We start from the raw sequence: 22,840 nt of genomic DNA, 5'->3' as shown, positions 1-22,840 counted from the left end.
CGCAGAGTGCGGAATCGCGAGGCGCATTCACGCACATTGCGCACTCGGAGAGCGGCACGACCGCCGCCCGCGATGACGGAGTACGCGAACTGCGGAATCGCGAGGCGCGTTCACGCACTCTACGTACTCGGTGCGGCGCGCCGACGAACCGCGTAGCGCGGATTGGCACTCGCGCGGGGCGCGCCCGGGGTGGGAGGATGTCGCTCCGAGAGCGCGATCAGGGGGAGGCCGACCGTGACCGACCTGCCTCGCGTGCGCCCCGTGAGCGACGGGGTGCGCGACGCGCTGACCGTGGTGATCGCGTACATCCCGTTCGGACTCGCGCTCGGGGCGACGCTCGCGTCACTGAACGTCGACCCGTTCGTGGCGTGGACGTCGTCGCCGCTCATCGTCGCCGGCGCCTCGCAACTCGTGTCGGTGCAGCTGCTGTCGGAGGGCGCGGCGCCGGTCATCGTGGTGCTCACCGCCCTCGTCGTGAACTCGCGGCACCTGCTCTACAGCGCGTCGCTGGCGCCGTACTGGCGCGACTGGAGCCGCGGCACACGTGCGGGCGGCGCGTACTTCCTCGCCGACCCGATGTACGCGCTCGCGATCGCGCGCTACGAGGGCAAGGCCGAGGATTCGACGGCGCGCCTGCGCTACTACTTCGCGATGTCATTCGCGACCTGGGCCGGGTGGATGATCCTCACCGGAGCCGGCGTGCTGCTCGGCGCGGTGCTGCCCGAATCGCTGCCGCTCGAGCTCGCGGCGCCGCTCACCTTCCTCCTCCTGCTGCTCCCGACGCTCAAGGGCCGGCCGGCCTACGTCTCGGCGGCGACGGCGGGCATCGTCGCGATCATCGCCGCACCGCTGCCGCTCGGGCTCGGCCTCATCGCTGCGGCGATCGTGGGCATGATCGCGGGAGCCATGACTGAACGGATGCAGGCAGCATGACCGACTTCCTCACCCTCGTCGTCGTCGGCCTCGGCACGTACGCGATGCGCGCGGCGTTCCTCGTCGGCAAGGAGGCGAAGCCCCCGGCCCTGCTCGAGCGCTACCTGCCGCACGTCGCCCCGGCCGTGCTCGCGGCGATCGCCGCCCCGGCGCTCGTCGCCCCGCGCGGCGAGATCTCGCTCACCGAGACCCTGCCCGCGCTCATCGCCGCCGCGGCGACCTGGCTCGTCTGGGGCAAGACCCAGCAGATGGCCGTCGCTCTCATCGCGGGCCTCGGCCTCTGGTGGCTGATCCTCTTCGGCCTGTCGTTCGTCTCCTGACCCGCAGCGCCGCCGAGACCCGTCAAATTCCTGCGCTCCCAGCGCGTGAGGCGCAGCCTTTTGACGGGTCTGGACTTCGAGCGGGCCCGCGCGGTGCGAGACCCGTCAAGAACCTGCGCTCTCAGTGCGTGAGGCGCAGGTTATTGACGGGTCTCGGGCACCCAGGGCGGGCGGATGCCTCGGGGCGCGCGAGCTACGAGGCCACGACGGTGAACGGGGCGGCCAGCAGCACCTCGTCGCGGGAGGACGGGCCCACGAGGAGCTCGAAGGCGCCGGGCTCGACGATGCGGTTGCCGCGCGCGTCGACCAGCGTGCAGGCGGCGACGGGCACCTCGATCGACACGACCCGCGACTCGCCCGGCTCGAGGTCGACGAGGCGGAACGCCTTCAGCTCGCGGTCGGCCCAGCTCACCGAGGTGACCTCGTCGCGCACGTACGCCTGCACGACCTCGCGCGCCGGCCGGGCGCCCGTGTTGGTCACGCGAACGGTCGCCCGCACCACCCCGTCGGGCCCCAGCTCGGCGTCGCGCACGCGCAGCTCGTCGTACGAGACCGTGGTGTACGTGAGCCCTTCGCCGAACGCGTGCGCGGGGCGCTGCGTCAGGTCGGCGTAGCGGTTGCCGTGCTGGCCGCGGATCTGGTTGTAGTACGTCGGCTGCTGCCCGGCGTGCTCGGCGAACGAGATGGGCAGGCGCCCGCTCGGCTCGACGAGCCCGAGCAGCACCTCCGCGATCGCGCGCCCGCCCTGCATGCCCGGGTTGGCGGCCCAGAGGAGCGCCGACGCGCGGTCGGCCGACGGCGGCAGCACGAGCGGCTTCGACGCGAGCAGCACGACCACGAACGGCGTGCCGGTCGCGGCGACCGCGTCGAGCAGCGCGACCTGGTCGCCCACGAGCTCGAGCGTCGCGGTCGAGCGGCCCTCGCCGACGAGCTCGATGCGGTCGCCCACGACCACGACGGCGACGTCGGCGCGGGACGCGGCGGCCGCGGCCTCCGCGATGAGCGCGGCATCCGGCTCGCAGGGCACGACGATCTGCGGTCGCGGCTGGCCGTCGGGGAAGAACGCGCCGGCGGGGTCCTCCTCGAGGGTGAGGATGCGGGCGCCCTCGGCGTGCTCCACGGCCCAGTCGGCGGGCACCGTGTCGCGCAGTCCGTCGACCACGGTCGTGATCATGGCACGCGGATGCCCCTCGGGCAGCCAGTCGGCCTGGCCGGAGTTGCCCGCCCAGTCGCCGAGCTGCGTCTGCGCGTCGTCGGCGAGCGGGCCGATGACGGCGACCCGGCGCGGCGTGCCCTCGGGGAGCGCGCGCCCAGAGGCATCCGCCGCCCGACCGTCGAGGAGCGGCAGCAGCCCGTCGTTGCGCAGCAGCACGAGCGACCGGCGTGCGGCCTCGAGGTTGAGCGACGCGTGCGCGGCACTCCCGACCGACTCGGCGATGCGCTCCGCATCCGGCCGGCGCGGGTCCTCGAACAGGCCGAACTCGAACTTCAGCAGCAGGATGCGCGAGACCGCCCGGTCGAGGTCCGACTCGGCGAGCATGCCCCGCTCGATCGCCTCGAGCGCCCCGCGGAAGAACCCGGGGGTGGTCATGATCATGTCGTTGCCGGCCTTCACGGCGGCCGCGGCGGCGTGCATGTGGTCGGGCTGCACGCGCTGCTCCCAGACCATGCGGCCGACGTTGTCCCAGTCGGTGATGAGGGTGCCGGTGTAGCCCCACTCTCCGCGCAGCACGTCGTTCAGCAGCCAGTCGTTGATCGTGATCGGCACGCCGTCGGTGGTCTGGTAGCCGAGCATGAAGGTGCGGCAGCCCTCCTTCGCCACGCGCTCGAACGGCGGCAGGAACCAGGAGCGGAGCTTGCGGGGGGAGAGGTCGGCCTCGGAGGCATCCCGCCCGCCCTGCGTCTCGGAGTACCCGGCGAAGTGCTTCGCGGTCGCGAGGATCGCGGACTCGTCGCCCGGCCCGTCGCCCTGGTAGCCGCGCACCATGGCCGAGGCGAGCTCGCCGATGAGGAACGGGTCCTCGCCGAAGGTCTCGTTCACGCGGCCCCAGCGCAGGTCGCGGGCGATGCAGAGCACGGGCGAGAACGTCCAGTGCACTCCGGTCGGGGCGACCTCCTCGGCCGTGGCGCGCGCGACGCGCTCGAGCAGGTCGGCGTCCCACGAGGCGGCCATGCCGAGCTGCGTCGGGTAGATCGTCGCGCCCTCGAAGAACGAGTGGCCGTGGATGCAGTCCTCGCCGACGAGCAGCGGGATGCGCAGGCGCGTCTGCGCGACGAGCTCGTGCGCGAGGGCGATGCGCTCGGGCGAGGCGTGCAGGATCGACCCGACGTGCTGGCGCAGCACCTGCTCCTCGACGTCGTCGCGGGCGTCGAGCTGCAGCATCTGCCCGACCTTCTCCTCCACGGTCATGCGTGAGAGCAGGTCGGCGATGCGGTCGGCGACCGGATGCCTCGGGTCGAGGTAGACGGGGGTGGCGATGTCGGCCGTGGTCACGTGGTGGCTCCGGTCTTGGAGGAGGTGGTCTGGGTGGTCTGGGGCGCGGCGGCCGCCGTGGTGGTGGACGCGTCGGCCGCCGCGGGCTCGGTGGTGGGCACCGACCGCACCGCGGTCACGGTGTCGTTCACGCTCATGCCCTTCTTCTTCATCGCGCGGGCGCGCTCGCCCGCCGACCGCAGCCGGGGGTTCACGTACTCGTCGATGCCGAAGTTGATGAGCGACAGGGCGACGCCGATGGCGGCGATGCAGAGGCCCGGGGGCAGGTACCACCACCACTGGTTCTGGCGGAACGCGCCCTGCGCGCTCGCCCAGTTGAGGATCGTGCCCCAGTTGTAGGTCGTCACCGGGATCACGCCGATGTACGACAGCGTCGTGAGCGCGAGGATCGCGGCGGTCACGGTGCCGACGAAGCTCGCGGCGATGAGCGCCATGAGGTTCGGCAGCATCTCGATCGTGATGATGCGGCGCAGCGGCTCGCCGTTGGCGCGCGCGGCCTGGATGAAGTCGCGGTTGCGCAGCGACATCGTCTGCGCGCGCAGCACGCGCGCGCCCCACGCCCAGCCGATGAGGCCGAGCACGCCGGCGATGACCACGAGCGGCGGGTCCTCGAACATCGAGGCGACGATGATGATGAGCGGCAGGCCGGGAATCACGAGGAACACGTTCGTCAGCGCCGACAGGCTCTCGCTGCGCCAGCCGCGCACGTACCCCGAGACCACGCCGACGACGATCGCGATGAGCGTCGCGATGATCGCGGCGAGGAAGCCGACGACGATCACGCCGCGGGTGCCGTGGATGACCTGGCTCAGCACGTCCTCGCCGATGTGGGTGGTGCCGAGCCAGTGCTCGGCCGACGGCGGCTGGAAGCGCGCGGTGTTGTCGAGCGCGGTCGGCGAGTAGGGCGCGAGCACGTCGGCGAAGATCGCCACGAGCACGAAGAACCCGAGGATCGACAGGCCCGCGATCGACTTGCCGTTGCGGAACATGGCGAAGGCCGAGCCGAGCTTCGCGCCGAAGCCTGGCCGTTCCGGAGTGGGGGCGGATGCCTCGCTGGTGCGGATCGTCGCCGTCGCCGGCACGCCCGCCGGGCGCTTCCTGGCTCGCTCGTTCACGATGGTGTCCATGGATCAGCCCTCCGTCTGGCGGGTGCGCGGGTCGAGGAATGCGTAGGCGACGTCGGCGAGCAGGTTCGCGAGCAGCACCGACAGGGTGATCACCAGGAAGACGCCCTGCATGAGCGCGTAGTCCTTCGCATTGGTGGCATCCAGCAGCAGCTTCCCGACGCCCGGGTAGCTGAAGACCATCTCCATCACGATCGTGCCGCCGACGATGAAGCCGATCGACAGCGCGAAGCTCTGGATCTGGGGGAGCACGGCATTGCGGGCGGCGTACCGCCAGAGCACCCGGTTGCTCGGCATGCCCTTCGCCTCGGCGACCATGACGTAGTCCTCGTCGAGCACGGTGAGCATCATGTTGCGCATGCCGAGCATCCAGCCGCCGAGCGAGGCGATGATGATCGTCACCGCGGGCAGGGTGCCGTGGTGGATCACCTGGCCGATGAACTCGGGACTCCACTCGGGGCTCATGCCGACGCCGTACGCCTTGCCGATCGGGAACCAGCCGAGGTTCACCGAGAACACGGCGATCGCGAGCAGCCCGAGCCAGAAGTAGGGGATCGTGCTGAGGAACGTGGTGATCGGCACGAGCGCGTCGAGGCGGCTGCCGCGCCGCCAGCCGACGATCGCGCCGCCGATGGTGCCGATCGCGAACGAGATGATCGTGGCGAAGCCGACCAGGCCGATGGTCCACGGCAGCGACTGGCTGATGACCTCGGTCACCGGGCGCAGGCCGTGCAGCAGCGAGACGCCGAGGTCGCCGCGCAGCAGCAGGCCCCAGTAGTCGAGGTACTGCTGCCAGAGGCTCTTGTCGGTGTCGAGGCCGAGCAGCGATCGCAGCGCGTCGGCCGCCTCGGGGCTCACGTTGCGGTTGCGCGAGAGGTACTGAGTGACCGCGTCGCCCTTCATCATGCGGGGCAGGAAGAAGTTGATCGTGATCGCGGCCCACAGGGTGAAGGCGTAGAACACGGCGCGGCCGCCGAGGAAGCGCCAGGGCACGCGCGACCGGCCCTTCGTCACGCGGTGGCTGGTGGTGCCGGCCTCGACGGCGTCGGGCGTGCCGGCAGGGGCATCCGCTCGGTTCTCTGCATCGGTCGGATGCGGGGGCTGGACCGCGGTCATGCTGCACCTCCGTGGTGGCCGGTCGTCGCGAAGAAGTGGTCGGGGTCGGGGGAGGCCGCGCGCAGGGCCTGGGTGTACGGGTCCTGCGGGCGGAGGATGACGTCGTCGGCGGGGCCGCGCTCGACCACGCGCCCCTGGTTCAGCACGAGGATCTCGTCGCTGAAGTGGCGGGCCGTGGCCAGGTCGTGCGTGATGTAGAGCACGCCGAGGCCCTCCTCGCGCTGCAGGTCGGCGAGCAGGTTGAGCACGCCGAGGCGGATCGAGACGTCGAGCATCGACACGGGCTCGTCGGCGACGAGGAGCTTCGGGCGCGAGGCGAGCGCGCGGGCGATGGCGACGCGCTGCCGCTGGCCGCCGGAGAGCTCGTGCGGGCGGCGGTCGATCACGCTGTCGGCGTCGAGGCGCACACGGTCGAGGAGGCGGCGCACCTCGGCATCCTCCTGCGCCTTCGGCACGACCGTGTCGAGCCGCAGCGGGCGCTGGATGTGGTACCGGATCGAGTGGTACGGGTTGAGCGAGGCGAACGGGTCCTGGAAGACCATGCGCAGCTGCTGGCGGTAGGCGCGCAGGCCCTTGCCGCGCCGCGGGATGGCGGCGCCGTCGAGGCGCACCTCGCCGCTCGTGGGGGTCTCGAGCTGGGTGAGGATCTTCGCGATCGTGGACTTGCCGCTGCCGGACTGGCCGACCAGGCCGATCGTCTGGCCCGACTCGAGCGTGAAGCTGACCTCGTCGAGGGCGGTGATGTGGCCGGCGCCGCGCACCGAGTAGACCTTGGTGACGGAATCGAACTCGAGGGTGGTCATCGCAGCACCATCCCCTTCTCCCCGGTGAGCCGTGGGAACGACTCGAGCAGGGTCTTCGTGTAGGCGTCCTGGGGGTCGTTCCAGATGCGCTCGGCGGTGGCGAGCTCGACGATGCGGCCGTCGCGCATGATGGCGATGCGGTCGCTGATCTCGAGCAGCAGGGGGAGGTCGTGCGTGATGAACACGACCGAGAAGCCGAACTCGTGGCGGAGCGCCGAGATCTGCTTGAGGATCTCGCGCTGCACGAGCACGTCGAGTGCGGTGGTCGGCTCGTCCATGACCATGAGCTGCGGGCGCAGGGCGAGCGCCATGGCGATCATGACGCGCTGGCGCATGCCGCCCGAGAGCTCGTGCGGGTAGGAGCGGTAGCGCTGCGCGCCGACCTTGACGATCTCGAGCAGCTCGACGACGGCCGCGCGGCGCTCGCCCTTCGACATGCCCGGGCGGTGCACCTCGAACACGTCGTCGAGCTGCGCGCCGATGGTCGCGACCGGGTTGAGCGAGTTCATCGCGCCCTGGAAGACCATCGAGACCTTGTCCCAGCGGAACCGGCGCATCTCGTCGGCGTCGAGGGCGTTGACGTCGATGTCCTCGCCCGAGGCGTCGTGGAAGACGACCCGGCCGTTCGTGATGACGGCGGGTGCCTTGAGCAGGCGCTGCACCCCGTAGGCGAGCGTCGTCTTGCCGCATCCGCTCTCACCGGCGAGACCGAGGATCTCACCGCGCTTCAAGTCGAGGCTGACGTCGCGCACCGCCTGGACGGGCGGGTCGACGTCGTACACGACCGAGAAGTCGCGCACGGACAGCAGGGTGTCGGTCATCGAAATCGGGTTCCTTTCGTGATGCCTGACAGGTGGGCGGGGCGGATGCAGGTGGCATCCGCCCCGCCCTCCAGGGGGATCAGCCCGCGGGCTGGAGCTCCGTCAGGATCTGCACGATGCCCGGCTGCGTCGGGTCGGCCGAGGCGTACAGGTTGCCCTCCTCCGGCCAGCCGACGTAGTTGCGGGTGTTGTACTCGCCGAGCAGCGGGTGCGAGCCGAGGGGGATGGCCGGCACGTTCTCGACGAACGCGGTCTGCATGACCTCGAGCGCCGCCTGGCGGTCCTCGTCGGACGAGGCGTTCGCGTAGGTGTTCAGCGCCTCGGTGACCGCCGGGTCGTCGAAGCGGCCGAAGTTGAACTGCGCACGGTCGTCGACGATCCACTTCGGGTCCATCGTCGAGGTGTACAGGCCGTAGGCGTTGCCCGTGTCCTCGAGCCAGTGGATGATCGCCTGGAAGGTGCCCTCCTGGCGAGCGGCGTCCCAGCCGCCCCAGTCGGGCTGGTCGACGTTGACCTCGATGCCGAGGGCGGCGTCGAGCTCCTCGGCGATGAGCGCCTGCTCGGTGTTCCAGTCGCTCCAGCCGGCCGGAACCGAGATGGAGAACGACACGGCGTCGCCGTCGGGGTCGATCAGCCGCTCGTCGTCCCAGCTGTAGCCGGCGTCCTCGAGGATGCCGCGGGCCGTGTCGACGTCGACCGAGTACTCCTCGCCGGCGTACTCGGGCAGGATCTCGGACTCGAGCAGGCCGCTGAGGCCGGTGACGCTCCAGATCGGCGTGCTCGCACCCTCACGGGCGATGTCGACGTAGGCCTGGCGGTCGATCGTGTAGGCGAGCGCCTTGCGCAGGGCCGGGTCGTCGAACGGCTCGGTCTGCAGGTTCAGGAACAGCGTGCCGGCACCCGCGGTGGGGGAGGCGAGGAAGTGGTTGTCCTCGTCGGCCGACAGGTAGCTGTCCTCGATCTGCGGAATGAACGCCTGCGCCCAGTCGGCCTCGCCCGAGACGAGCGCGGTGGTGAGGGCCGCGTTGTCGCCGTAGGAGACGTAGTTGAGCGCGGGCACAGCCAGGTCGCCGCCCCAGTAGTCGGGGTTCGCGGTCAGGGTGACCGACTCGGTCGACCAGTTGTCGAGCACGTACGGGCCGGTGCCGACCGCGACGCCCTCGTCGGTGAGGGGGTCGGTGTTCGGGTCGGCGATGTTCTCCCAGATGTGCTTGGGCACGATCGGGGTGTGCAGCACGCGCGACTGCGCGACGTACTTCGAGTCGGCGAACGTGAGGGTGATCGCGTCGCCGTCGACGGTCGCCCCCTCGTAGTTCAGGCCCGAGGTGTCGGTGAGGGTGCCGTTCAGGTACATGTCGAACGTGAAGACGATGTCGTCGCCGGTGAAGTCGGTGCCGTCGCTCCACTTCACGCCTGCGCGGGGCACGACCGTGAGGGCCGTGTAGTCGTCGTTCCACTCGACCGACTCGGCGAGCCAGGGGGTGGTGCCGAGGTCGCCGGTGGGGTTCACGAGCGCGAGGGGCTCGAAGACGACCTTGGCGTAGCCGTACTTCGAGGCCGACGAGTCGCCGAGGAACGGGTTGTGCGACTCCGTGCTGATGGTGCCGTCGGGCTTGGCGATGGTGAGGGCCGCGCCGCTCGCTGCCGGGGCGCTGCTGTCGGTGTCGCCCGCGGCGCAGCCGGTGAGCGCCAGAGCGGCGACCGCGCCGATGGCGCCGAGGGTGCCGAGGGTGGAACTGAGCCTCATTGCTTCTCCTTCGTGGTGGTGGCAGGGCGCCGGGCCTCCCCGAAGGGTCGACGTCGGCGTCGTGGTGATTGCTGAGTTAACTTACAATCAAGTCAGTAAGTTTTGCAATGCCGCGGAGATCATTCTGCGGGATGGTGCCTGCGTAGACTCTCCAACGCAGGTGTTCGCTGTTGAGGAGGTGCTGCATGACTGAGACTGTGAGCGGTCAGCGCCGTCAGCCGCGCTCGCGCCCCGCGACGCTCGCGCGCCGTCGCGACATCCTCGACGCCGCGATCGAGATCTTCGGCAACAAGGGCTTCGCCGGCGGCACGCTGCAGGAGATCGCCGACCAGGTGGGCATGACCCACGCCGGCATCCTCCACCACTTCGGCTCGAAGGACGCCCTGCTGCTCGAGGTGCTCGACCACCGCGACGCGACCGACGTCGAGGGCCTCGAGGAGCAGCACATCCCGGGCGGCATCGAGCTCTTCCGCCACCTCGTGCGCACCGCGATGATCAACGCGCACCGCGCCGGCATCGTGCAGGCCTTCGTCGTGCTCTCGGCCGAGTCGGTGACTGACGACCACCCGGGCCGCGAGTACTTCCTCAAGCGCTACGCGGTGCTGCGCGGCCAGGTCGCCGAGGCGTTCCGCGAGGTCTGCGCCGAGCGTGGCGTGGCCGAGTCCGACTCCATCGAACTCGCGGCGGCGTCGATTCTCGCGGTCATGGACGGCCTCCAGGTGCAGTGGCTGCTCGACCCCGACGCGGTCGACCTCGCCCGCGCCTCCGAGTTCGCGATCGAGGCGATCGTCGACTCCGTGGTGTCGCCGGCGGCTTCGCCGCTCGCCTAGCTGCCAGCCAGGGGGCTCGCTGACTCAGCCGATCTCCGGCCTCGGCGGCGGCTTCGGCGCCGGTGGTAGTCCGACCTCGAGGATCCTCGTCACCATGCGCACCGCACGATCGGGCAGTGGCTCACCGGAGTAGAAGTCCTCGTAGAGTTCCTCGGCGGCGCCGACTGAGCGGATGCCACGGAGTGCCATGAGCTTCGCAAGGTCCGCGTCGTCGCGGCCCGGCCGATTCGCCCGGAGCTTCATGGCGAGCATGGCCTCCGGGGAAGCGACCTGGATGACGACCGTGCCGTCGTCGTAGAGCGTCTCCCACTCGGTCGTGCGCCGGCCGTAGTGCGGGATGAAGCCCGCGGCCTGGTCGTTGAGCCAGTCGTGCGGCCACCCGTTCGCATCGGCGACTTCCCGGCTGGCCGCGAGCATCTCGTCGTGCGAGCCGATGAACTGCGCATCGATGTCGACGGTCGCCTCGCGCTCGAAGTAGCGCAGCGCGAGCGCGGCGCCGCCGACGATGCAGATGCCCCGCCGCTCCCCGCCATCACGGAGCCGGGCGACGAGTTCACTGAGCCCGAACACCAAGCCGCGACGGTCGAAACGAGTCATGCGCTGATGAGAGTGTCGGCGTCGACCAGGACCCGCCGCCGCGCGAACTCGGGCGGTACCCGATCGAGGCTCGGCGTCAGCGTGTACGGTCCTTCGCCCAGTGCCCACGCACGTCGAAGCACTCGCGCGTCGTGCTCTGCCCAGTCGGGCACCGGCAGTTGCTCGGCGACGAGGTGGTGCGCGACGAGGGCGGCGAGGGCAGCATCCCACTGGCGGCTGCCCGTCGGTTCGGGCGGTGAGATCGTAAGGGCGAAACGCGCGACCCCATGCTCTGCGGTCAGGTTGTCGTTCAGCTGGATGAATCGGCGAAGTGCGGCGCTCTCATTGCGGTCCGCGACTGCGGAACGGATGTCGGCGGCGATCGCCGCAGCGTCGTCGCGGACGCTGGGTACCGACACGAGCCGGTGGCCGGCCGCGCGAAGCGCGCGGTCGACGGCGACGAACGACGGGTTCTGATGCCCGCGCTCGATGAGGGAGAGGTGCGACTGCGACAGCCGGGCGCGCTTGCCGAGCGCCTGCTGCGTGAGCCCACGGCTTCGCCGAGCGGCGCGGATCAAGGTTCCTGCGCTCACAATTGCCTCCAAATATTCGATCCACCCAATAATAGCTCCGACTGTCCAACAGTAGGAAGAGCGGCTCACTCATTTCCCTTCTAGTGCCGCCCGCCCACAAGGCGTCCGATCGCGAAGCCTCGCACTGGGTCGTGAACAAGCGGGTCGCGCAGTAGTCTGAGCGCACATCATGAGCCTCTCGGCCGAGGGACCCACCGAGACGCCCGCCGGCGCGCCGGACGCGGGCGTCTCGACGTTGTCCGGTCTCCGGGCCGACCGGGTCGCCATCGTGCCGATGGCCGTCGCGGGCGGCATCTGGGGCCTCATGTACGTGCTCGCCGGAGTGCCGCTCGCGGCCGTCTGGCCGTGGGGGTACACCCTGCTCGCCGCGTTGAACCTCTGGGCCTTCGTCCGGCTGGGTTGGACGCGCGCGCTCGACCTCCAGCTGCTGCTCAGCCTCGTGATCCCGTGGTTGCTCATGCTGCACGTCGGCGGGTTCCAGGCCTCCGGCGCGGTGATGATCTGGTCGCTCATCGCCCCGGTGGGCGCGCTCCTCGCCTACGGGATCCGGCGGGCGGTCGCGTGGTTCGTCGCCTACGCGGTGCTGGCGTTGGTGGCGGCGCTGCTCGAAGGGCGTCTCGTCGACGCGGGCCTCGGCGACGGCTGGATCGCGGCGTTCTTCTTCATGGACATCATCGGTGTCACGTTCGTCGCCTGGCTGGTCATGGTGCGCTATGCGAACCAGGTCGCGCGGCTGGTCGAGTCGGAGCGCGAGGCCAAGCAGAAGGCGGAGGATGCGACGCAGGCCAAGAGCGAGTTCCTGGCGAACATGAGCCACGAGCTGCGTACGCCCATGAACGCCGTCATCGGCATGAGCAGCCTGCTCGCGACCACCGACCTCGATCGGGAGCAGGACGAGTACGTGTCCTCGGTGCGCGCCAGTGCGGAAGCGCTGCTCGCGACGATCAACGACGTGCTGGACTTCTCGAAGATCGAGGCCGGGCGACTGGAGATCCGGCCGGCGACGGTGGACGTGCGGCAGATCGTCGAGTCCGCGCTCGGCATCGTCGCGCCGCTGGCATCGCAGAAACGGCTCGACCTCGTGCACGACATCGACGACACGGTGCCGGCGACGATCACGAGCGACGCTCACCGCCTCAACCAGGTGCTCGTCAACCTCCTCACGAACGCGGTGAAGTTCACCGAGTCGGGCGAGGTGCGCCTGCTCGTGTCCTCGACCGGTCTGCCGGCGCCCGAGCCCACGATCGGCACGAGGGTGCCCGAGCGAGGGGCAGCGGATGCTCCGCGGGTGCGGTTCGAGGTGCGCGACACAGGCATCGGCATCCCCGAGGCCGCGCAGCAACACCTGTTCGACTCCTTCACGCAGGTCGATTCGTCGACGAGCCGGGAGTTCGGCGGCACCGGGCTCGGGCTCGCGATCAGCCAGCGGATCGTCGGGCTGCTCGGCGGGCGGATCGTCGTCGACAGCGCGCCCGACGTCGGCTCGTCGTTCGCGTTCTCGACTCCGGTGACCGCGCTGGCCGGCGCGGACGACTCCGGCCAGGCCGACGCCGCCGACTCGGGGCCGGCATCCGACTCGATCCGCGCGGACCGCAACGAGACCGACCGGCACATCACGGGGTCCCTCGATCCCGGATTCGCGCAGCGGTATCCGCTGCGGATCCTCGTCGCGGAGGACAACCCGACCAACCAGCGGCTCATGCAGCGGCTGCTCGAACGACTCGGTTACGCGCCGACCATGGTCGGCGACGGCGTGGCAGCGGTCGAGGGCGTGGCCGCCGGTCGTCCCGACGTCGTGCTGATGGACGTGCAGATGCCGCGCCTCGACGGGTTCGAGGCGACCCGGCGGATTCGCGCGGCGGAGGGCGGGGCCGCTGAGCCGGGGCGTGGCGGGGCTGGTCGTCGGCCCTGGATCGTCGCGGTCACGGCGAACGCGACGGACGAGGACCGTCGAGCCAGCCTCGCCGCGGGTATGGACGACCACGTCGCCAAGCCCGTGCGACCCGACGACCTGCTCGCAGCGCTGCGCACTGCGCACCGGCACGTTGCCGGGTCGGGGCCTGCGGCAGCGACGGATGCGGGAGCGGAGCGCGCTGCAGATCGGGACGCGCCCGCGGGGACGACCGAGACGCCCTCCGCGTCGGTCGCGACCATCGACCTGGGCGCGTTGCGCTCCCTCGAGGACCTGACGGGCGATCGGGAGTTAGTGCGTTCACTGCTCGCCGCGTTTCCGGAGGAGGCATCCGGATTGCTCATGGGCATGCACGAAGCACTTCCCGACGACGCCGTGGCGTTGGCGCGCCACGCGCACAGCCTCAAGTCGACGGCCGCGAACCTCGGGGCCGCCGACGTCTCCCGCCTCGCGGCGGAGCTCGAGGGCCTCGCGAGGAGCGACGAGCCACCCGCATCCGAGCTCGCGTCCCGAATCGACGGGCTCGATGCGGCGGTGCGTGCCGCTGCCGAAGCGATGGAGGGGCTCGATGACTGGTGACGCTCCCGCCTCCGCCGCCGGCACGGTGGTGGCGACGGTGCTCGTCGTGGACGACACGATGATCCCGCGGGTGACGCTCGCGCGCGGCGTCGCGCACGAGGGGCACCGGGTGATCGAGGCATCCGACGGCCGGGAAGCCCTCGACGTGCTCCGGCGCGAGCCCGTCGACATGGTGCTGCTCGACCTCGTGATGCCCGAGGTCGACGGCTTCGAGGTGCTCGAGACGATGCGCGCGGATACCGAGCTCCGCGAGATCCCGGTGCTCGTCGTCTCGGCGACCGAGGCCACCGACGACGTCGCCCGGGCCATCGCCATGGGCGCGATCGACTGCCTCACGAAGCCGTTCGAGCCCGCGCTGCTCCGCGTCCGGCTGCGCACGGCGCTCGAGCAGACCAGGCTGCGCCGGCTCGAGCAGGACTACCTGCGGCAGGAGCTGGCGATGCGCCAGCAGGAGCGGCTCGCGATGCTCGGGCGGCTGAGCGCCGGCCTCGGGCACGAGCTCAACAATCCCGCGGCGGCGGCCCTCGCCACGAGTCGCCAGCTCGGGCAGGCGCTGGAGGAGGCCGACGCCCTCGTACCGCGGCTGGTGCGGGATGCGCGCGGTGACGCACTCGTCGAGGCCGTGCGCGACGCACTCGCTGCGCCGAGAGTGTCGGGCGTGGACACAGCCGCCCTCGAGACGGTGCTCGACGCTCACGGGTTCGATGACGGGTGGTACGTCGCGGACGACCTCCGGGCGGTCGGCATGGATGCCGCACGTCTGGAGCGAGTGCTGGCGATCGGGGCCGACCCCGCGCTGGCGGTCGAGTGGTTGCACGTTCGCGCCCGCATCCGGAACTCGCTCGGGTTCATCTCGAGCAGTGTGGGGCGCATGGCGGAGCTGACCGCGTCGCTGCGCCGCTACAGCTTCCTCGACCAGGCGCCGCAGCAGGATGTCGACGTGCGCACGGGCCTCGACGACACCGTCACAATCCTCGCCCACAAGACCCCGAGCGACGTGCAGGTCGTCCGCGACTACGGCGAGGTGCCGACCATCCACGCGTTCGGTGGCCAGCTCAACCAGGTCTGGACCAACCTGCTCGACAACGCGGTCGACGCCGTGCACGACGGCGGCACGGTCACCCTCCGGGCCGTGCCCGATGGTGCCGGGGTGCGCGTCGACGTCGAGGACGACGGGCCGGGCATTCCCGCCGAGCTGCTGGGCACGATCTTCGACGCCTTCGTCACCACGAAGCCCCCCGGCCAGGGCACCGGTCTCGGCCTGAACATCGCGCATCACATCGTGACCGACGTGCACGGCGGACGCCTCACCGCGACGTCCTCGCCAGGTCGAACGGTCTTCAGCGCGTGGCTGCCGCCGGCGCCGCAGTCGCAGGCCCCGGTCGCCTGACTCTCGTTCGTGGCCCGACCCGCCCGCGGTGCCCAGACCCGTCAATTTCCTGCGTTCCCAGCGCTGGAAGCGCAGCCCTTCGACGGGTCTGGTCTGCGAGCGTGGCCGGGGCGAGGCGGGCGGACGCGAGACCCGTCAAGAAACTGCGTTCTCAGCGTGCGAAGCGCAGCCTTCTGACGGGTCTCGGCCCGGCAGGCAGAGGGGCGGGCGGATGCCGCGGGGCGGCGTCAACCCGCAGGGCTCGAGGCCGCCCGGCCGCACGGAATGGCATGTAGCGATGCGTCAGGCTCAGAGCCGAGGCTCACCCCACGGGGCGTGAAACTCCACCGTCCCTGCGCCGATCGCAGCGATCCGCGGAGCCTCCCCGCTGTGACCGTACGGGACCCAACTCCAAGTTCCGTCAGTGACGGGCACTCTCAGGGTTCGGCCCTCGACTGTTACTCGACCTGCGGTACGGATCCGAAGGATCTGTGAGTCGTCAACTGTGATGACGAGTACCGGGCCGTCGAGCTCGACATCCGACAGCTGATGCCAGTTGTCGAAAGGTCGGCCGAACCAACCTTCCGGAAGTTTCAGGCTTGCCCCACCGCGCTGGTTGAACAACTCGCGGATCGTCGCCACGTCCTCACGGCGTGGGCTGCTCGCCGTCATTGCAGTGGACTCGCGTCCTCTGGTCTCGTTCGATCTGCGCTGCCTTGGGCTCCTCGGCGCACACGATCGACAATCGCTGCCACGTGGTCGTCGGTGAGCGGCTCACCGTGGTAGATGACTTCCTCGGTCTCCACCAGCACAAACTCTTCGCTCTGTCCAGACACGCGCCCTCAGCGCTCCAAGAGGCGGGCCGCGTAGGCGTTCAGGCTCGTGCCTTGCCGCAGCGCCTCAGTTGCGAGCCGCCGGTGGAGGGCTGGGTCGACCCGTAGGTTGACTCGCCCGGAGTACGTGCGATCGGCGAGTGGCTCCGGCACCTCTTCACCCGACTCCACGAGGTCTTCGACGACCGATCGAACAAGCTCTTCGAGGCCGCGGAGGGCGTCGAGTTGAGTCCCGGCCAACCACGAGAGAGATGGGAACTCCGCAATGGTGGCGACGAACTCGCCATCTGACGCGCTCCATTCGACGGAGTATCGGTAGTGCTCGACCGAAGGTCGATCCATCGTCTCGTTCATCAGAATTCCTCTCCCTTCTTCTTGTCGATCGCCTTGATCAACTGCTTGACCTGGTACTCCTTCGCCTTGCCACCGTCGCCCCTCTGGAGGTTGATGCGAGGATCGCCCTGCCAGGGCATCTTGTAGATCGCGACGTGGCTTCCGGAGCCCTTCCGGGGTTCCCCGAAGTAGAACTCGGCGAGCTGGCAGGCTTCTGCGAAGCTCAGGGACTTCGGTGAACGACGTGCCTTCTGTTCGATTTTCTCCACCGAGCCCACAGCCCAATGGTGCCAGAAGTGGCACCATCCGACAAGGCTCCCTACTCCCGCCCCCGCCGCCCCAGCACCCCGCCGAGCACCGCGTGCAGCAGCGGCAGCGCGGACACCCCGACGAGCACCCACCCCCACACCGGCGCTTCGCCCCGCAGCAGCAGCCCACCCACGAACAGCCCGACGAACACGACCGCCGACACGAGCCGCCGGCCGAGACGCTCGAGCCGAGCAACGCGCCGCTCCAGTGCGGGCGTCGCCACCGCGACCCGCCCCTCCTCGAACCGCGTCACGAGCGCATCCACCCGCCCCGGCAGCCGTGCGGCGGTCGTCACCTGCGACCACGCCTCCTTGCCGAACGCCTGAATCAGGTTCCCGCGCTCATCGGCCAGCAGCTTCGCCGCATACGGCTCCACCGCGTCCCAGATGTTGAACTCAGGATCCAGCGAGCTGCACATGCCCGACGTCAGCGACATCGCGCGGATGATCAGCAGGAAGTTGTCGGGCAGCTGGAACGGCAGCCCGCGCACGACTTCGCCGAACTCGATGGCGAAGCGGCGCAGCTCGCGCTCGTCGACCTGCTGCAGCTCGGCGAAGCCCATGCCGCCGAAGCGCGCGAATAGCTCAGTCATGGCCCGCTCGAGCTCGGCGGTCTCGGCCGACGGCAGCAGCACGCCGACGTCCTGGATGCTGCGCACCATCCGCTTCCCGTCGCGCGCCGCCACCGCGATGAGCAGCTCCTGCAGCCCGCGCCGCAGCCCGTCGGGCACCTCGCCCATCATCCCGAAGTCGATGAAGGTGAGCTGCCACGCCGGCCCGGCAGCAGCCCCGGCAGACGACTGAGCGGATGCCCCTGAGCCGCCGGCACCGGCCGCGGGCACCGGCTCAGAGGCATCCGCCCTGCCCTTCACCGGGGTGACGAAGATGTTGCCGGGGTGCGGGTCAGCGTGGAAGTAGCCGTCGCGGAAGAGCTGGTCGAACATGACCGCGGCGAACTCGTGGGCGACGGCCTTCGGGTCGATGCCGGCGGCGATGAGCGCGTCGCGGTCGTTGATCTTGATGGCGGTGACGTCGGCGAGGGTGAGCACGCGGCGGGTGGTGCGCTCCCAGACGACCTCGGGGGCGGCGACGCGCGGGTCGTCGGCGAAGGCCTCGGCGAAGCGCACCGCGTTCTGCGCCTCGTGCAGGTAGTCGATCTCCTCGAGGCTGGTGGCGGCGAACTCCTCGACGAGCGCGGGCGCGTTGACGCGGCGCGCGACGAACCGCACGCGGCTGAGCCACCCGGCGATGCGGCGCAGGGCCGCGAGGTCGACATCGACGATCGTCTCGATGCCGGGGCGCTGAACCTTGACGACGGCGTCGTCGAGTCCCGTGTCGGCGGCGTCCATGGGGGAGAGGCGGGCGCGGTGGGCCTGGCCGAGGGATGCCGCTGCCAGCGGATCCGCGTCGAATGACGTGTAGGCGCGCTCGAGTGGCATCCGCAGCTCGTGTTCGGCGAGGGCGCGCAGGTCGTCGAACGGCACGGGCGGCACCTCGTCTTGCAGGCCGGCGAGCTCACGGGTGATCTCTGGGGGCAGCACGTCGAGGCGCGACGACATGTACTGGCCGACCTTGATCATGAGGCCGCCGAGGTCGACCGCCAGGTCGTGGAAGCGCCGGGCGACGCCGGTCAGGCGGGCAGCCCGCCCGTTCGCCGCTGCCTTCGCGAGCCCGAACCGCGGCAGCACGAGCTCGAACCACCACGTCTGCACGATGACGCGCGCGGCGAACCGCAGGATCCGCCGGTATCGCCTGCGCGTGTTGGTCACACCGGGCATCCTGCCTGTCGCGGGGCGATGTGTCGAGGGAGCCGCGCGTCTCACTGTCGGGGAATGCTGCAACTGCTCGCATTATAATCCGGTATGCCGAATCAAGAGGCAACTTGGAGGAGCGCGACTGACATTGCGGCCCTGGTGCGGTCAGCTCGACGAGCCCGCGGCTTCTCGCAACGTGAGCTCGCCGAGCGTGCTGGTCTCTCACAGAGTCGAGTCGCCGTCATCGAGGGCGCGCGCGAGGATCCGCGCACGTCTACGGCCAGTCGCCTTCTCGCGGCTTCCGGGCATCGACTCTTCGCGGCACCTACCATTCGCGACGATGTCGCGACGATCGCAGCCGAGATTCGGCGGGCGCTCGCAGTCGACGATCTCCAGTCTGCGTTGCGGTTGTTCATTCAGATGAACGACAACCTCGTCGGCGAGCGCGGTCTGCTCCGCGGCGTCCTCGCAGTGACCGAGCCTGAGCTGACCGGCGCGAAGACCTGGGACGCTGCCATCGCCGCGCTCGTCGAGTATCGCCTGAACCAAGATGGAGTGCCGGTGCCCGAGTGGACCAGCTCGGCATCTAGGCGCCTCGAGCGGGCTCGCCCGCTGCGGACCGGGCCGTATGAAATGGTGCCGGCGCGCAACGACGTCCCCGCCGAGTTCCTCGAACATGGCGTGCTCGTCTGGCGTGACACCCTCGAGAGCGTGTGATTCTTTTCGACCGAGACGACCTCATCGATGGGCTGTGCTGGTATCATCTTGATACCACGCGGTAGCATGGTGCCCGACGGAAGGAGCACGCCGTGGCGATGACCCTGCGACTCGATGAGGCTCACGACGAGCTGCTCGAGGCACTGGCGACCAAGTTCGGGCGTTCGAAGACCGAGGTCGTGCAGATCGCGCTCGACGACTTCGCAGCCCGTGCCGACAAGTCCGCGCGCACGCGTGCGGCATTCGATCGCATCCGCACCCGCGACGCCGACCTGCTCGACCGCCTCGCGCGGTGACCTCGAGCCGGGAGGTCGAGTACCTCGACCCCGAAGACGTCGAGGCGCTGCTCGACGACGAAGGGTTCCACTTCAAGGACGGTGCGCGCGGACGGAACCTCATGCTGTCGGCGCTCGCCGCGCCGATGCCGGTGTTCGGCGAGGAGGTGCATCCGACGCTCGAGGAGAAGGCCGCGGCGCTCCTGCTCGCGGTGATGCGCTATCAGCCGCTGGCCGACGCGAACAAGCGCCTGGCATGGTACGTGACGGTGGCGGTCCTCGAACTCAACGACGTCGACCTCGTGGTCGATGACGTGGCCGAGGCAGACCGGTTCCTTCGCGAGGTCGCGGCGGGCGCGGTCGACCTCGACGGTGTAGCGGCGTGGGTTCACGCCCGCATCCGCCCGCTCGTCTGACATCACAAACGGGGGCTTCCGGCTGCTGTCTCCCGTAGACGGTGCCTTCCGCGTACGCAAGGCTGGGCAGCGAACGTGAGCGAAGGAGCATCCGATGACGATCACGCAGTCCGACCGCAGTACCGGCGACACCCTCGGGTTCGTCGTTTCCGGCGACGTGACGAAGGCCGACTACGACGTCCTGACGCCAGCGGTCGAGGCCACGGTCGAGGAGCACGGCACGGTGAAGCTGATGCTTGACCTCACCGACTTCCGGTGGGAAAGGATCGGCGCGTGGGGTGCCGATCTGCACTTCGGTCGTGAGTTTCACGAGGAGATCGCGCGCATGGCCATCGTCGGCCACAAGAAATGGAGGAGCACCTCGCCCACCTCGCCGCCCCGTTCTACGCGCAGGAGGCGGCGTACTTCGACGACCAGGGTGCCGCCTGGGCCTGGCTCCAGAGCTGACACCGACGGCGCTGCGTCGCGGACTCTCAGAGCGCGCGGGACACGCGCTCGGTCAGCGAGTACGCCGGGCCCTTGCTCGGCTCCCGGCCGAATCTCAGCCGGCCCGAACCCGCGGCCCCGCCGTCGACGCCCGCTCCACGATGAACGGCTGCGGCTCGTCGAGGATCGTCTCGCCGTCGCGCTGCCCGTCGATCTGCTCGAGCAGGATCTCGACCGCGAGCCGGCCGACCTGCGCCAGCGGCATCGCGACCACGGTCAGCGCGGGGTTCAGGTGCGGGGCGAACCATGTGTCGTGGATGCTCACCATCGAGACATCGTCGGGAATCGTGAGCCCCGACGAGATGACGCCCGCGTGCACGCCGAGCGCGCTCGTGGTCGTCACGACGACCAATCCGGTCGCCCGCCCGCCGTTGGCGTAGTACCGGTGCGTCGCCTCGCGCGCGCTCTCCGCGTCCCATCCGCCCGAGATCATCGGATGCGACGCAAGTCCGCGTTCGGCGAGGGCGTCGACGTGCCCCCGGTGCCGGCGATCCGACGAGGCACCCTCTGCGCCCACGAAGGCGATGTCGGTGTGCCCGAGGTCCATGAGGTGGCGGGTGGCGACGGCCGCCGCGGTCGCGTCGTCGAGGCGCAGGGTGCGGATGCCCGGGGTGGCGTTCGCGTTGAAGACGAGCGAGGGCACTGACCGGGCCATCTCCCCGAGTGCCCGGCTGTCTGACGAGAATCCGCTCTGGATCAACAGCCCGTCGACGCGATGCCCGCGCACGAGCTCGCGGAACGCCTCGGGGCGTCCCGCGAGCTCGTCCGAGTTCAGCAGCACGATCGAGTAGTCGTGCGCTGCCGCCGCCACTTGGGCGGTCTCGACCATCTGTGCGTAGATCGGGTCGTTGACGTGGTGGAGTGCGAAGCCGAGCAGGCCGGTCAGCGAGCTCCGCAGCGCCCGGGCGGACGCGTGCGGCGTGTACTGCAGCATCTCGATCGCCGACAGCACGCGCTCCCGCGTCTCCTGCCGGATCTTCAGGTTCGGGTCGCCGTTCAGCACCCGCGACACGAGCCCAGGGGAGACGTCGGCGAGTTTCGCCACCTCCGACAAGCGCGGAGTGCTCTTCTGTGCCACCTGGTCTGCTTCCTGTCTGGCGATTGAGTCCCGAATCTACCGGTGCCGCGTCAGCCCTTGAGGTTGACGTGCACGAGAATCCGGGCCGGTTGATCCTCGCTCGCCCCCTCGACGCGCAGCCGCACCCAGTTGCCGAACGTGGTGAGACTGCTCTCGGCGATCGACTGGTCGCTGCCGAGCGTGCGGGGCTCGCCACGGGCGATCCAGTTGATGCCGTCGGGCGAGATGTCGGTCGTGATGGTCAGGTCGGGGTGCTCGCCCTCGACCTGGGTGAAGAAGACCGCCTCCGTGGCCCACCCCGCTTCGTAGGGGAGGGTCGCGTAGTCGGATCGGATCCACACGCGACGCGTGAGGACGGACGTGTTCGTGGTGTGCACTGCTGTTCCTTCGGTTTCGCTCGCTGGGCTCACTCGGTCGAGTAGACGACCGAGTCGAGGAAGAAGTGGACCGGGCGGTCGGTGTCGGTCTCGACGTAGAAGATGGGGTTGATGAGGTTGTCGATCGACCGGTAGCGCTCCGCGAGTGTGGGCTGGATGCCCCGGAGGTCGAAGACCGTGTCCATGCTCTGGAGCTCGATGTACTCGCGCTTCTGCACGTCGACGAGCAGGCGGAAGTACAGCCAGTTGATCTTGTCGGGGCTCTCGTTGTAGAGCAGGTCCTGCTCGCCGCCGGGCACCCACTGGTAGCCGTCGGACGAGCCGTCCTCGTGGCGGCGCCCGTACCAGAGGTTGTCGATGCCGGGTGCGCACCATCCGTCTTCGACACCGAAGTTCCAGTCGGCGTGGGTGACCCCGTCGGCGACCTTCCAGTACTGCCACTTCTTGACGAGCTTGCCGCCGAGCGAGTTCACGTACCGCACGCCGGGCATGTACCGGTGCTCGCCGTCCTGCACGTCGAAGTAGAAGCCGAACGCCCGGATGTCCTCCTCGCCGAGGCCGATGCGGTCCTGCGCGGGGGTGTACGAGTACCAGGCCTCAATCTGGATCTTCGACGGGTCGCCGAAGCGCGAGAGCCGCTTGAGCGCGATGCCCATGCTGCCGTCGGCCGGCGGCTGCGTGTGCGGTGCGGCAACGGCGCCGGTCGTCAGCTTGAGCGAGTACGTGCCTTCCATCGACCCGTGCGACGCGGCGAAGCGCATCGGCGCGGAGCTGAGCATCGACGGAGCCCAGCTGGTCAGGTCGACGGCACTGTTGAACGACTCGTAGTTGTCGTAGACGAAGTTCGGAGTGAGATCCATCCACCCGTTGAACCCCCGGTCGAAGTCGTCGAACGTGATCACCCGGTCGAGCGGGTTGAACCGCTCGAGCTGGTGATCGTAGGAGAGTGTCTTCTGCATACCTTCCTCATTAAATCGTTGTACCAGATGGGAGGACAACCCCGTCCTCAATGGCCCATTGCCACGCACTCCGGAAGATTCCGCTTT

At 69.8% G+C, this 22,840-nt stretch carries 22 protein-coding genes and 1 pseudogene; 9 read left to right on the top strand and 14 right to left on the bottom strand.

The features are described 5' to 3' along the window. Nucleotides 1-234: 234 nt before the first annotated feature. Nucleotides 235-933, top strand: coding sequence for an AzlC family ABC transporter permease (locus QMG39_RS03510; protein ID WP_281882459.1), 699 nt, complete (start codon nt 235-237; stop codon nt 931-933). Beyond that, nucleotides 930-1,253 (top strand): AzlD domain-containing protein, encoded by a 324-nt coding sequence (locus QMG39_RS03505; RefSeq protein WP_281882458.1) that lies wholly within the window; start codon nt 930-932, stop codon nt 1,251-1,253. Before QMG39_RS03510 ends, QMG39_RS03505 begins: the two co-directional genes overlap by 4 nt. Before the next feature lie 193 nt (nt 1,254-1,446). Here the strand turns inward: QMG39_RS03505 and QMG39_RS03500 are convergent, their stop codons facing one another. From QMG39_RS03500 to QMG39_RS03475, 6 genes are all read right to left on the bottom strand, one after another. Beyond that, on the bottom strand, nt 1,447-3,747 hold the full coding sequence (locus tag QMG39_RS03500; RefSeq protein ID WP_281882457.1) for an exo-beta-d-1,3/1,6-glucosidase: 2,301 nt from the start codon (nt 3,745-3,747) through the stop codon (nt 1,447-1,449). Then, the gene (locus tag QMG39_RS03495; protein WP_281882456.1) at nt 3,744-4,874 is read right to left on the bottom strand and encodes an ABC transporter permease; all 1,131 of its coding nucleotides are present in this window, start codon (nt 4,872-4,874) and stop codon (nt 3,744-3,746) included. The genes QMG39_RS03500 and QMG39_RS03495 overlap by 4 nt, the downstream gene beginning before the upstream one ends. Before the next feature lie 3 nt (nt 4,875-4,877). Continuing rightward, nucleotides 4,878-5,987, bottom strand: coding sequence for an ABC transporter permease (locus QMG39_RS03490; RefSeq protein ID WP_281882455.1), 1,110 nt, complete (start codon nt 5,985-5,987; stop codon nt 4,878-4,880). Continuing rightward, complete coding sequence (locus QMG39_RS03485) at nt 5,984-6,790, bottom strand: ABC transporter ATP-binding protein (RefSeq protein ID WP_281882454.1); 807 nt, start codon at nt 6,788-6,790, stop codon at nt 5,984-5,986. The genes QMG39_RS03490 and QMG39_RS03485 overlap by 4 nt, the downstream gene beginning before the upstream one ends. Next, nucleotides 6,787-7,611, bottom strand: a complete 825-nt coding sequence (locus QMG39_RS03480) for an ABC transporter ATP-binding protein (protein WP_281882452.1) — start codon at nt 7,609-7,611, stop codon at nt 6,787-6,789. Before QMG39_RS03480 ends, QMG39_RS03485 begins: the two co-directional genes overlap by 4 nt. 79 nt (nt 7,612-7,690) lie before the next feature. Further along, the gene (locus tag QMG39_RS03475; protein ID WP_281882451.1) at nt 7,691-9,358 is read right to left on the bottom strand and encodes an ABC transporter substrate-binding protein; all 1,668 of its coding nucleotides are present in this window, start codon (nt 9,356-9,358) and stop codon (nt 7,691-7,693) included. 185 nt (nt 9,359-9,543) lie between these two features. Here QMG39_RS03475 and QMG39_RS03470 point away from each other — a divergent pair, with 185 nt between their 5' ends. Beyond that, on the top strand, nt 9,544-10,188 hold the full coding sequence (locus QMG39_RS03470) for a TetR/AcrR family transcriptional regulator (protein WP_281882450.1): 645 nt from the start codon (nt 9,544-9,546) through the stop codon (nt 10,186-10,188). A 24-nt stretch (nt 10,189-10,212) separates the two neighbouring features. Here QMG39_RS03470 and QMG39_RS03465 read toward each other — a convergent pair whose 3' ends face one another. Continuing rightward, nucleotides 10,213-10,785: a DUF6036 family nucleotidyltransferase gene (locus tag QMG39_RS03465; RefSeq protein WP_281882449.1), complete on the bottom strand. Its 573-nt coding sequence runs from the start codon at nt 10,783-10,785 to the stop codon at nt 10,213-10,215. Beyond that, complete coding sequence (locus tag QMG39_RS03460; protein ID WP_281882448.1) at nt 10,782-11,357, bottom strand: helix-turn-helix domain-containing protein; 576 nt, start codon at nt 11,355-11,357, stop codon at nt 10,782-10,784. Before QMG39_RS03460 ends, QMG39_RS03465 begins: the two co-directional genes overlap by 4 nt. A gap of 169 nt (nt 11,358-11,526) precedes the next feature. Here QMG39_RS03460 and QMG39_RS03455 point away from each other — a divergent pair, with 169 nt between their 5' ends. Together QMG39_RS03455 and QMG39_RS03450 are read left to right on the top strand one after the other, a co-directional pair. Continuing rightward, complete coding sequence (locus tag QMG39_RS03455) at nt 11,527-13,848, top strand: ATP-binding protein (protein ID WP_281882447.1); 2,322 nt, start codon at nt 11,527-11,529, stop codon at nt 13,846-13,848. Further along, complete coding sequence (locus tag QMG39_RS03450; RefSeq protein ID WP_281882446.1) at nt 13,838-15,238, top strand: sensor histidine kinase; 1,401 nt, start codon at nt 13,838-13,840, stop codon at nt 15,236-15,238. Before QMG39_RS03455 ends, QMG39_RS03450 begins: the two co-directional genes overlap by 11 nt. Before the next feature lie 821 nt (nt 15,239-16,059). Here QMG39_RS03450 and QMG39_RS03445 read toward each other — a convergent pair. From QMG39_RS03445 to QMG39_RS03435, 3 genes are read right to left on the bottom strand one after another with little or no spacing between them, the layout of a single operon-like run. Further along, complete coding sequence (locus tag QMG39_RS03445) at nt 16,060-16,404, bottom strand: type II toxin-antitoxin system HicB family antitoxin (RefSeq protein ID WP_281882445.1); 345 nt, start codon at nt 16,402-16,404, stop codon at nt 16,060-16,062. After that, complete coding sequence (locus QMG39_RS03440) at nt 16,404-16,661, bottom strand: toxin HicA (protein ID WP_281882444.1); 258 nt, start codon at nt 16,659-16,661, stop codon at nt 16,404-16,406. The genes QMG39_RS03445 and QMG39_RS03440 overlap by 1 nt, the downstream gene beginning before the upstream one ends. 41 nt (nt 16,662-16,702) lie before the next feature. Continuing rightward, nucleotides 16,703-18,469, bottom strand: coding sequence for an ABC1 kinase family protein (locus QMG39_RS03435; protein ID WP_281882443.1), 1,767 nt, complete (start codon nt 18,467-18,469; stop codon nt 16,703-16,705). 84 nt (nt 18,470-18,553) lie between these two features. Between QMG39_RS03435 and QMG39_RS03430 the strand changes: the two genes are divergently transcribed. The 4 genes and pseudogenes from QMG39_RS03430 to QMG39_RS17135 form a co-directional block, all read left to right on the top strand. Further along, nucleotides 18,554-19,162 (top strand): helix-turn-helix domain-containing protein, encoded by a 609-nt coding sequence (locus QMG39_RS03430; protein ID WP_281882442.1) that lies wholly within the window; start codon nt 18,554-18,556, stop codon nt 19,160-19,162. A gap of 98 nt (nt 19,163-19,260) precedes the next feature. Further along, entirely contained in the window at nt 19,261-19,458 is a 198-nt protein-coding gene (locus tag QMG39_RS03425) for a TraY domain-containing protein (protein WP_281887144.1), read from the top strand. Beyond that, a complete protein-coding gene (locus tag QMG39_RS03420; protein WP_281882440.1) occupies nt 19,455-19,853 on the top strand; it encodes a type II toxin-antitoxin system death-on-curing family toxin in 399 nt (132 codons plus the stop codon). The genes QMG39_RS03425 and QMG39_RS03420 overlap by 4 nt, the downstream gene beginning before the upstream one ends. Nucleotides 19,854-19,947: 94 nt before the next feature. Continuing rightward, nucleotides 19,948-20,151 (top strand): annotated as a pseudogene (locus tag QMG39_RS17135) (SpoIIAA family protein); the annotation flags it as partial. A gap of 243 nt (nt 20,152-20,394) precedes the next feature. On the opposite strand, the gene QMG39_RS03415 reads toward QMG39_RS17135, so the two are convergent. The 3 genes from QMG39_RS03415 to QMG39_RS03405 are packed head-to-tail and all read right to left on the bottom strand — an operon-like array spanning nt 20,395 to nt 22,753. Beyond that, nucleotides 20,395-21,417, bottom strand: coding sequence for a LacI family DNA-binding transcriptional regulator (locus QMG39_RS03415; RefSeq protein ID WP_281882438.1), 1,023 nt, complete (start codon nt 21,415-21,417; stop codon nt 20,395-20,397). A gap of 50 nt (nt 21,418-21,467) precedes the next feature. Further along, the gene (locus tag QMG39_RS03410) at nt 21,468-21,794 is read right to left on the bottom strand and encodes a DUF6385 domain-containing protein (RefSeq protein WP_281882436.1); all 327 of its coding nucleotides are present in this window, start codon (nt 21,792-21,794) and stop codon (nt 21,468-21,470) included. Between the two features lie 29 nt (nt 21,795-21,823). Then, nucleotides 21,824-22,753, bottom strand: coding sequence for a DUF6772 family protein (locus QMG39_RS03405; protein ID WP_281882435.1), 930 nt, complete (start codon nt 22,751-22,753; stop codon nt 21,824-21,826). Nucleotides 22,754-22,840 lie beyond the last annotated feature (87 nt).

Origin of the sequence: Agromyces rhizosphaerae (genome assembly GCF_027925245.1) — a bacterium.
Taxonomy (GTDB): Bacteria; Actinomycetota; Actinomycetes; order Actinomycetales; family Microbacteriaceae; genus Agromyces; species Agromyces rhizosphaerae.
This window is presented reverse-complemented; position numbering and strand designations above follow the sequence as displayed.

Excerpts from the sequence above, each read along its gene's own strand:
- QMG39_RS03505 (WP_281882458.1), top strand. The coding sequence starts at position 930 with ATGACCGACTTCCTCACCCTCGTCGTCGTCGGCCTCGGCACGTACGCG.
- QMG39_RS03495 (WP_281882456.1), bottom strand. The coding sequence starts at position 4,874 with ATGGACACCATCGTGAACGAGCGAGCCAGGAAGCGCCCGGCGGGCGTG.
- QMG39_RS03490 (WP_281882455.1), bottom strand. The coding sequence starts at position 5,987 with ATGACCGCGGTCCAGCCCCCGCATCCGACCGATGCAGAGAACCGAGCG.
- QMG39_RS03485 (WP_281882454.1), bottom strand. The coding sequence starts at position 6,790 with ATGACCACCCTCGAGTTCGATTCCGTCACCAAGGTCTACTCGGTGCGC.
- QMG39_RS03480 (WP_281882452.1), bottom strand. The coding sequence starts at position 7,611 with ATGACCGACACCCTGCTGTCCGTGCGCGACTTCTCGGTCGTGTACGAC.
- QMG39_RS03475 (WP_281882451.1), bottom strand. The coding sequence starts at position 9,358 with ATGAGGCTCAGTTCCACCCTCGGCACCCTCGGCGCCATCGGCGCGGTC.
- QMG39_RS03470 (WP_281882450.1), top strand. The coding sequence starts at position 9,544 with ATGACTGAGACTGTGAGCGGTCAGCGCCGTCAGCCGCGCTCGCGCCCC.
- QMG39_RS03465 (WP_281882449.1), bottom strand. The coding sequence starts at position 10,785 with ATGACTCGTTTCGACCGTCGCGGCTTGGTGTTCGGGCTCAGTGAACTC.
- QMG39_RS03455 (WP_281882447.1), top strand. The coding sequence starts at position 11,527 with ATGAGCCTCTCGGCCGAGGGACCCACCGAGACGCCCGCCGGCGCGCCG.
- QMG39_RS03450 (WP_281882446.1), top strand. The coding sequence starts at position 13,838 with ATGACTGGTGACGCTCCCGCCTCCGCCGCCGGCACGGTGGTGGCGACG.
- QMG39_RS03445 (WP_281882445.1), bottom strand. The coding sequence starts at position 16,404 with ATGAACGAGACGATGGATCGACCTTCGGTCGAGCACTACCGATACTCC.
- QMG39_RS03435 (WP_281882443.1), bottom strand. The coding sequence starts at position 18,469 with ATGCCCGGTGTGACCAACACGCGCAGGCGATACCGGCGGATCCTGCGG.
- QMG39_RS03430 (WP_281882442.1), top strand. The coding sequence starts at position 18,554 with ATGCCGAATCAAGAGGCAACTTGGAGGAGCGCGACTGACATTGCGGCC.
- QMG39_RS03425 (WP_281887144.1), top strand. The coding sequence starts at position 19,261 with ATGACCCTGCGACTCGATGAGGCTCACGACGAGCTGCTCGAGGCACTG.
- QMG39_RS03405 (WP_281882435.1), bottom strand. The coding sequence starts at position 22,753 with ATGCAGAAGACACTCTCCTACGATCACCAGCTCGAGCGGTTCAACCCG.